The 8738-nt window shown below is 67.8% G+C and carries 7 protein-coding genes; 6 read left to right on the forward strand and 1 reads right to left on the reverse strand.

Features of this window, described 5'->3' with window-relative positions; translation table 11 throughout:
* Window positions 1–132 precede the first annotated feature (132 nt).
* The gene (locus WAW85_RS07130) at window positions 133–519 is read right to left on the reverse strand and encodes a hypothetical protein (RefSeq protein ID WP_422558930.1); all 387 of its coding nucleotides are present in this window, start codon (window positions 517–519) and stop codon (window positions 133–135) included.
* Between the two features lie 190 nt (window positions 520–709).
* Between WAW85_RS07130 and WAW85_RS07135 the strand changes: the two genes are divergently transcribed.
* The 6 genes from WAW85_RS07135 to WAW85_RS07160 form a co-directional block, all read left to right on the forward strand.
* A complete protein-coding gene (locus WAW85_RS07135) occupies window positions 710–2122 on the forward strand; it encodes a dynamin family protein (RefSeq protein ID WP_422558931.1) in 1413 nt (470 codons plus the stop codon).
* Window positions 2123–2131: 9 nt separating this feature from the next.
* On the forward strand, window positions 2132–3988 hold the full coding sequence (locus WAW85_RS07140) for a dynamin family protein (RefSeq protein ID WP_422558932.1): 1857 nt from the start codon (window positions 2132–2134) through the stop codon (window positions 3986–3988).
* A gap of 106 nt (window positions 3989–4094) precedes the next feature.
* The gene (gene mtrA / locus WAW85_RS07145) at window positions 4095–4781 is read left to right on the forward strand and encodes an MtrAB system response regulator MtrA (protein WP_422558933.1); all 687 of its coding nucleotides are present in this window, start codon (window positions 4095–4097) and stop codon (window positions 4779–4781) included.
* A 44-nt stretch (window positions 4782–4825) separates the two neighbouring features.
* Window positions 4826–6430 (forward strand): MtrAB system histidine kinase MtrB, encoded by a 1605-nt coding sequence (gene mtrB, locus WAW85_RS07150; protein WP_422558934.1) that lies wholly within the window; start codon window positions 4826–4828, stop codon window positions 6428–6430.
* Window positions 6430–8163: an LpqB family beta-propeller domain-containing protein gene (locus WAW85_RS07155; protein WP_422558935.1), complete on the forward strand. Its 1734-nt coding sequence runs from the start codon at window positions 6430–6432 to the stop codon at window positions 8161–8163. The genes mtrB and WAW85_RS07155 overlap by 1 nt, the downstream gene beginning before the upstream one ends.
* A 95-nt stretch (window positions 8164–8258) precedes the next feature.
* Window positions 8259–8738, forward strand: a 480-nt coding sequence (locus WAW85_RS07160) for a ComF family protein (protein ID WP_422558936.1), incomplete at its 3' end; no start/stop codon positions are given.

An 8738-nucleotide genomic window follows, 5' to 3' on the forward strand; every position in this document is an offset into this window, starting at 1 on the left:
ACGACCACGAAGCACACGATCAGCGCCGCGAGCGCCGCCAGTGCTGCGACCAACGGCAGGCGTCCAGACGGTGCGGTCGGGGTCGCCGACTCGCGCGGGTCGGGGTCGAGGGGGCTGGCCATCGAAATCCGTTCAGAAGTCGTCGAGAGAGTCGTCGAGAGGGTCGGTATCGAGCGGGTCGGAGTCGAGTGGGTCAACGTCCGGCCAGTCGTCGTCGGATCCGGGCAGGTCGTCGTCGAGGGTGACCGACAGATCCGTTTCGGGCAGTGAATCGTCCCACGCGGCGGTGCCGGTATCGGTGTGGTCGGTGTCCATGTGGTCGGGGAGACTGTCGGTGGGGAGGTCGTCGGCGGTGACGCCGGCGACTTCCGCTGGCACTGACTCGTACAGGGCAAAGTCCACGTCGCTGGCCGGGTCGAGGGCAGTGACGAGGGCAGCATCCCAGGCATCGGTAGGCGGGGCTGAGCCAGCCGGGTCGTCGTACGCGGCCCACCACTGTGTCAGATCGTTGTCGCTCATTGCGATGCCTCGTTCATATCAGTAGGAATGCTAGCCCGATACTCGGGCCGATGCCCGAGTGCAGGGCTTCTTGTCAGTAGGAGTCGCGGCGGCACCGGAAGGTTCCCGGCACGGGCGAAAAGTTTCCGGTGCACCGCAGCGCAGGCGAGGGCGCTATCTTGGGAGCGAATCAATTCTCCAGGAGGCGTCGGTGGTGTATCAGGGGGCGGCGCTGCGAACTGCGGTGCGGGCCATGCTCGACGACGTCGCGCGGATCGGCCCGGAAGAACACGCCGCCGTCGCGGCACTGCGGACCGAGCTCGCCCCTGGACACTCCACGGTGGCGCTGGCTGGCCGCGTGTCCTCGGGGAAGTCGACGCTGGTCAATGCGTTGGTGACCGAGGACATCGCGCCCACCGATCGCTCCGAGTGCACGATGGTCGCCACCATGTATGCGTTCGGAACTCCGGCGCGGCGCGAGGTGGTTGCGCTCGACGGTGACCACGCCGCCGTCAGCGGACACACGCGGGAATTGGGCCGGGCTGTCGATGAGGTCGATTACGAGCTGGTCTACCTCTCCCAGGCGCACCTGCGTGACCGATACCGGATCATCGATACCCCCGGATTGAGCAGCACCACCGAGGCGTCGGAGAACGCGACGCGCCGGGCGCTAATCGACCGCGGTGGTCTCCCGGCGCCGGACATCCAACTGTTCCTCGTCGAAGGCGGGCACCTGCGGACCGATGAGGTGGCGTTTCTGCGGGAGGCCGGGGCGAGCAGGCTCAACACCATCTTGGTGGTTGCCCACGCCGACAACGCGGGCGCGGGCGCCGATGGCACCGGCGATCCGTTCGACACTGCGGAGGCACTCGCGCAGAACTTGGCGGCCGCGCACCCGGACTTGACCCGCACCGTGATCCCGGTGTCCGGGCTGATGGCCGAGGCGGCCGAGGTTGGGGTGTCCGAACGGGACGCTGCGGCCCTTGCCCGGCTGATTGACGCTGATGCGGACGAGCTGGAGATGGACCTGTTTACCGAGACCGATCGGACGCTGGTCGATCTGGCCGCCAAGCTCGGTATTTACACCGTGCTGCATGGTCGCGAGGCGGCAACACAGGGCGCGGTGGCGTTGTCTGAATGGCTGCTGCAGCGATCCGGGCTGCAGCGATTGCGGCAGGCGATCGACGCGCAGTTGGGCGGATACACCGAGGTGGCGACGGCGCGGGCCGCTTTGGCCGGGGTGCGCGAGATTGCGCGCACCTCGGCATCTCCGCATCAGGTGGAGTCGGCGATGGAGCGCTTCGAGATCGACCCGGCAACCGGCTCTCTGCAGGTGGCCGCGGCTTTGGAACAGGTGATGCGGCGCGCGCCGGAGAGTCCGCTGATCGCCGACCTGGACCGGGTCTTCTGGGCACCCGACGGCGCCCGCGCCTGCGGTCTGCCGCGTGGGACACCGTTCGGCCGGGTGCAGCAGCGCGCCGGTGAACTGCTCGCCGAATGCCGCATCCGGCGACTCACCCTGATGCTCGGTGCCGAACGCGAGGCGCTGACCGTGCTTGAACGCAGCTATCAGATGGCGTCGAGCGGCGCGGTTCCTCGTGCCGCTCGCCCGTCGGGAAGGTAACCAGTCCCCATGACCAGCCCGCCCAAGAAACGTCTGTCCGCGATCGAGTACGCCGCGGTGATCCTGCGTCGCGCCGACCGAGACGACGTCGCCCGCCGCATCGAAGAGGTGGCCGCTGCGCCCCCGCCGGAGCGCGCGGTCGTCGTGGTGGGCGAGGTGAAGCGCGGAAAGAGTTCGCTGGTGAACTCGCTGCTCGGGCAGCCGCTCGCCAAAGTCGACACGATGATCGCCACCTCGGCGCAGGTCCGCTATGTGCCGCCCACCGAGGAGAATCCCGAGCACACCGCCAATGTGCTGCTGCCCGGTGGCGGCCGCCACCGGATTGCTCCGGACGAGGTCTTCGACTGGGTGACCGTCGACGGGGCGCAGGCCGACCAGCGGATCGACGGCGTGCTGCCCATCGGTGCGGAGATCTATACCGACGCGCGGTGGATGCCGGGCGTGATAATCGTCGACACCCCGGGCGTGAACGGACTGGACGACCGGCATGTGCAGGCCACCATCGCGGCGACCGACGGTGCGTGCTCGCTGCTGATGGTCTGCGACGCGGTCGCCCCGATCAGCGCCGCTGAACTCGCGTTTTTGAACCAGGCGAGCAGCGAGGTGGGCACCGTCGTGCTGGCCATCACCAAGATCGACAAGATTCCCGGGCAATGGCGCACCGTGGTTGAGGAGAACCGCAGGCTGCTGAAGCAGTATGCGCCGCGATTCGGGAACATCCCGGTGGTCGGGGTATCGAATGCGTTCGCCGCGGCCGCGGCGCGCAACACCGACCCGGTGAAGGCGCAGGCGCGTCTGGACGCGTCGGGCATCGTCGAACTCACCCGGGAACTCGAAGCCGGGCTGGGCAATCCGGAACGCATCGTCGCCAGCAATGCTGCCGCGTGCGCGGGGGTGGCACTCAATGCGTTGCGCGCCGACCTGGTGGCGCGCAAACGGGCGATCGACGACGCTCCGCGGATGGAAGCGGAGATGGGAGAGGAGCGCGCCCGGCTGGAGGAATTGCAGGCGCGGCAGAAAGAATGGAGCGAGCGGCAACGGCAGGCCCTGAACCGACTCAAGCTCAACGCCGAGACCCGGCTGCGCCTGGACCTGACCGAGTTCCGGGACCACTGGATCAAACAGATCGAGTCGCGCGGGGCGATCAAGATTGCCCGCGAAGGTCAGGCGATGACTGCGACGATGAATGCCGAGCTGCGCGCGCTGATCGACCGGTTGGCCGCCCATCTCCAGGAGGAGTTGACCGAGTTCACCGTCGAATGGCTCGGCGATGCGACGCTGCAGCCGGTCGCCGCCGGCGATGCGGTGGGTCAGCTGGCGGGTCTGGATCTGCGGCCGCAACGCGAGTATGCGCGGTGGAAGAACTACGTCGATCCCCGCATGATGGCGATGGCTTCCACCGGTGGTCCGCTCACCACGATGGTCATCGCGATGCTCGGGTTGACCGGCGGTTTGGCGATCGGTCTGGTCGGGGTGGTGACGATCCCGGCGTGGGCGGCTCTACTCCTGGGTCCGCACGCGAAGAAGACCGGTCAGGCGAACCTGATCAACTGGCTGAACGAGAACATCAAGCAGGCGCAAGAAGACCTGACCGTGGTGATTCGCGAGGTGTACAACGAGTTCGAGCCGGAGCTGCGGCTGGCCTACCGTGAGCAATTGGAGGAGTCCCTGCGCGAGGCCAAGCGACTACATGAGCTCGCTAAAGACCAGGTCCGCACGGACTCGGCGACCCGGGAAGCCGAAGCCAAGAAGTTGACCACCGAACTGGCGCACATCGACCGAGGCTTGGAGGCGCTGGTCTCCTATGCCGCGGTGAAACGTCCGACGGCGACCGAGTCCTCGTTGCCGGCGGTGGCCGCGGACTGAGGCCGCTGCATGGACTCGGGTCGACCGTCGGCCGCGGTGGCGGCCGCGTCGACCGCCCGGAGTGTCGGCGCGTCGATCCGGGCTCTGGGGCCGGTCAGGTGCCACGATGGTCGGTATGAAGCCCCGGATTCTGGTCGTCGACGATGACCCGTCACTTGCCGAGATGCTCACCATCGCGCTGCGCAACGAAGGCTTCGAGCCCTTCGTCGTGGGTGACGGTAGCCAGGCACTGCCTGCGGTGCGCGAGTTGCGACCGGATTTGGTGCTCCTGGATCTGATGCTGCCCGGGATGAACGGCATCGACGTCTGCCGCGCGGTCCGTGCCGAGTTCGGCGTGCCGATCGTGATGTTGACGGCCAAGTCGGACACCGTGGACGTCGTTCTCGGATTGGAGTCCGGCGCCGACGACTACATGGTGAAGCCGTTCAAACCCAAGGAACTGGTGGCGCGTATCCGGGCCCGACTACGCCGCACCGACGATGAGCCGGCCGAGTTGCTCGCGATCGGCCCCGTCCAGATCGACGTGCCCGCGCACAAGGTGACCCGTGACGGCATTCCGATCTCACTAACCCCGCTGGAGTTCGACCTGTTGGTGGCGCTGGCCCGTAAGCCGCGCCAGGTGTTCACCCGGGACGTGCTGCTCGAGCAGGTGTGGGGCTACCGGCATCCGGCGGACACCCGGCTGGTGAACGTGCACGTTCAGCGGCTACGCGCCAAGGTGGAGATTGATCCGGAGAATCCCGAGATCGTCTTGACGGTGCGCGGCGTCGGCTATAAAGCCGGTCCGCCGTAAACTGGCGCCATCAACACTCGAACTTCGGCAATCGGCCGGTCATCGTGATCAATCGACGGAGAATCAACCGTTCCATCGCCACCGTTCAGCGGGCAGCTGCTGGCGTGGGTCATGGGTTCGGTTTGCTGTGGCTTCGCTCCCTCCAGCTGCGCGTCGTGGTCTCCACCCTGGTGCTCTCGTTTGTCGTGCTGCTGATCGTCGGGTTTCTGCTGATCAGTCAGATCGCCGGACGGCTGATCGACGAGAAGCAGGCGCAGGCGTTCAGTCAGCTTGAGCGTTCCCGCAACCTCGTCGAACGGGTACTGACCAGCACGGAAGCTAGTGCGTCCACGCAGACGAGACTGTCGAGGGCACGCGCGTTGCTGACTGACCAAGATGTCGATGGTGGACCGAGCGTCGGCGGCGGCGCCTTCGACACAGTGCTCCTGGTTCCCGGCCGTGCGGGGCAGCCGCCGGTCGCCGGTGTCGGCGCGGTGTCTGAAGTGACGTCGCAGCTGCAGGGTATGGTCTCGCGCGGCCAGGTGGCCTACCAGTACACGACGGTGCAGCGCGGCGACGGGACCGTGCCGGCGCTGGTGGTCGGCACCCCGGTGGAGACGGCGATTCCGGACCTAGAGCTCTACATCGTGTTCCCGATGGGTAGCGAGCAGAACACCATCGCGCTGGTGCGCAGCACGCTCCTGGTCGGCGGGCTGGTACTGCTCTTTTTGCTGGCTGCGATCGCCTGGCTGGTGGTGCGGCAGGTGGTGGCGCCGCTGCGATCTGCGTCGCAGATTGCGGTGCGCTTCGCCGACGGCCGCCTCAGTGAACGGATGCCGGTGCGCGGCGACGACGAGTTCGCCCGGCTCGCTGTCTTGTTCAACGATATGGCCGAGAGCCTGTCCAAACAGATCACCCAGCTCGAAGAGTTCGGTGGTCTACAGCGCCAGTTCACCTCCGATGTCTCGCATGAGCTGCGCACGCCGCTCACCACGGTCCGGATGGCCTCGGATCTGCTGTACGAGAGCCGCGACGAGTTCGACCCGCTGCAGCGCCGCAGCGTGGAACTGATGAACAAGGAACTCGACCGCTTTGAGACCCTGTTGACCGAACTGCTGGAGATCTCCCGGCACGACGCTGGACAGGCCGATCTGGCCGCCGAACGGATGGACATGGCAATCCCCATTGAGGCGGCCTTGGCCACTGTCGAACCGCTCGCCGCCGATTCCGGCACCGATCTGGTGGTTGACCTGCCCGCGGACCCGGTCTTCGCCGAGATCGATCCGCGCCGCATCGAGCGGGTGCTGCGTAACCTGTTGGCCAACGCCGTCGACCACGGTGAGCAGCGGCCGATCACGCTCACGATGCGTTCGGATGGCGACGCCGTCGCCATCACCGTCCGCGATCAGGGCATCGGACTGAAGCCAGGTGAAGAGAAGTTGGTCTTCAACCGATTCTGGCGGTCCGACCCGTCCCGGGTACGGCGATCGGGCGGCACCGGACTGGGGCTGGCGATCAGCATTGAAGATGCTCGCCTGCACCAAGGTCGACTGGAAGCTGTGGGCGAGCCGGGCGTCGGCTCGTGCTTCCGACTCACCCTGCCGCTGGTGCGCGGACACAAATTGCTCGGCAGTCCGCTGCCGCTGAATCCGGACGGGAGCACGATCTGATGTGGGCGGTACCCCGAATTCGCTCGGCGCTCGGGCCGCTGGCGCTGCTGATCACCGTGCTGATGGTGAGTACCGGGTGCGTGGCCATTCCGACGTCGTCACCGCCGCAACCGGTGCAGGGCTTCAATCGGTCACGGCCAGCCAACCTGGTGCCGACGCCGGGTCGCAACGACGACCCGGAGACCCTGGTTCGCAATCTCGTCAAGGCGATGAGCGATCCGAACTCGAGCCATCGGGCCGCCCGCAAGTTCCTTACCGCCGGTGCCGCCGAACGCTGGGACGACCAGGGCCCGATGACGTTGCTGACCGATCTGCGGGTGGTGATCGACGAGCGCAACGAGAGCGCGGTGCGGCTGCGGGTGATCGGACAGCGCGTGGGCAGCCTGTCGGCCATCGGTCAACTGACGCCGACCGCTGGCGAGGAGGTCATCCCGATGACGCTCAGCAAATCCAATGAGGTGTGGCGGGTTGACGGCGCTATCCCGGCCGGGACTGTCACCGATACCGTGCAGTTCGACGCGTCATATCGCCTGGCGAACCTCTACTTTCCAGACCGCACCGCGACCCGACTCGTCGGTGATCCGCGGTGGTTGTTCGGCGTCTCCATCGATCCGACGGTGGTGGTGAACCAGGTGCTGGCCGGACCGGCGCCCGATCTCAGCGGCGCCGTGGAATCGGCGGCCGGGAAGGATGTGGTGCTCCGCGGTCCGGTGGTGGTCGACAGCGGCCGCATCTCGATCAACCTGGGCGGACAGATCGACGTTGACACCCGCAAACGCACCGCGCTCGCCGCGCAGCTCATCTGGTCGCTCAATGATGCGGGCATCAGCGGCACCTATCTGATCAACGCCGAGGGCAGCCCGCTGATCGCCGAACGTTCGGACGGCTGGCGTACCGCCGACGTGATGGCTTTCGATCCGGACCCGGACACCGGTATCGCCGGGCTGCATGTGGTCCGCGGCGGGCTGTACCGGGTGAGCGGGACAGGTTTGTCGCCGGTCGGTGGTCCCTTGGGAGCGGCCACCGATCTGGTGGCCGCGGCGATCGCGGTGCGGCAGGAACGGGTGGCCGCGGTCGCCGTGCGGGACGGCAGGCAGGTGCTGCTGCAGGGTCCGTACGGCGGCGCGGTGTCGGAGGTCGCGGCCGGGGCCACCATCGGCACCCCGAGCTTCGGTGCTGCCGCCGACACCGGTTACGCGATCATCGACGGCAGGCCCACCGTGTGGACCGTCGATGCGGACGGCGCGACCCGAGTGGTGCCCCTAGATACGAGCCGGGTGACCGGGATTTCGCCGGGGACGATCACCTCGTTCAAAGTCTCCCCGGACGGTGTGCGCGTGGCGTTGGTGGTCGACGGCACACTGCTGCTCGGCGCATTGGGCACCAACGACCGCGGCGTGCCCGCGTTGATCGGCGTGCGTGTCGCTACCTACTCGCTCAGCACGCCCGTCATCTCGATCGCCTGGGGTGACACCGGTGCGGTCTATGCGGCGCGCGAGGGCGAGGACACCCCGGTCTGGCGGGTGCCGGTTTCCGGACTGCCGGGCGTCGCCCTGGTCTCGGGGAACCTCAAGCCGCCGGTGCGGACCGTCGCGGCGACCCGCGGCACGGTCTACGCCGGCGATGTCCGCGGTGTCCTGGAACTGGGTACCGCGCCGGGCTCGGCCGACCAGTACTGGCTTCCGGTCGGTCAGGTCCCCGAGGGCGCGATCCCGGTGACCCAGACCAGCTGAGGCCGCCCCCCGCCTGGGGATAACGTCGGTCGGCCCGCGACCCCTGGGGATGGCACGCTCGACAATCGCCACGATCGACGATGACAATGGTCGCCATGGTGTCGCGACCCGCGGGAGTGCGCCGCGTACTGACGGCCGGGCTGGACCTCGCGCTGCCCACCGAATGCGGTGGCTGCAGTCGGCCCGGAGAGCCATGGTGCGCGCGTTGTGCGCAGCGGGTGATCGACGACCCCATTCCGGTCCGCCCACGGGCAGACGTGGGTACCGACGTGTGGGCGTTGGGTCGCTACCGCGGGACGCTGCGTAGCGCCGTCATCGCACTCAAAGAGCACCGTCGCACCGATCTGATTCCAATTCTCGGCGATGTCCTGACGCGCGGCCTGGTGCGGCTGGCGGACGCCGACGCGTTCGGGGAGGCGCGGGCGTTCGGGGGTCCCCGGACGCGTGATCGGCTGGTGCTCATCCCGGCACCAACGCGGGTCCTATCGGCGCGGCGGCGCGGCGGTGATCCGGTGACGGCGGTCGGTGCTGCGGCTGCTCGCCGACTTGGTCCGCGGGTGGCGGCGGTGCCGCTG

It is taken from the genome of Gordonia sp. (in: high G+C Gram-positive bacteria) (genome assembly GCF_049299075.1).
Lineage (GTDB): Bacteria > Actinomycetota > Actinomycetes > Mycobacteriales > Mycobacteriaceae > Gordonia.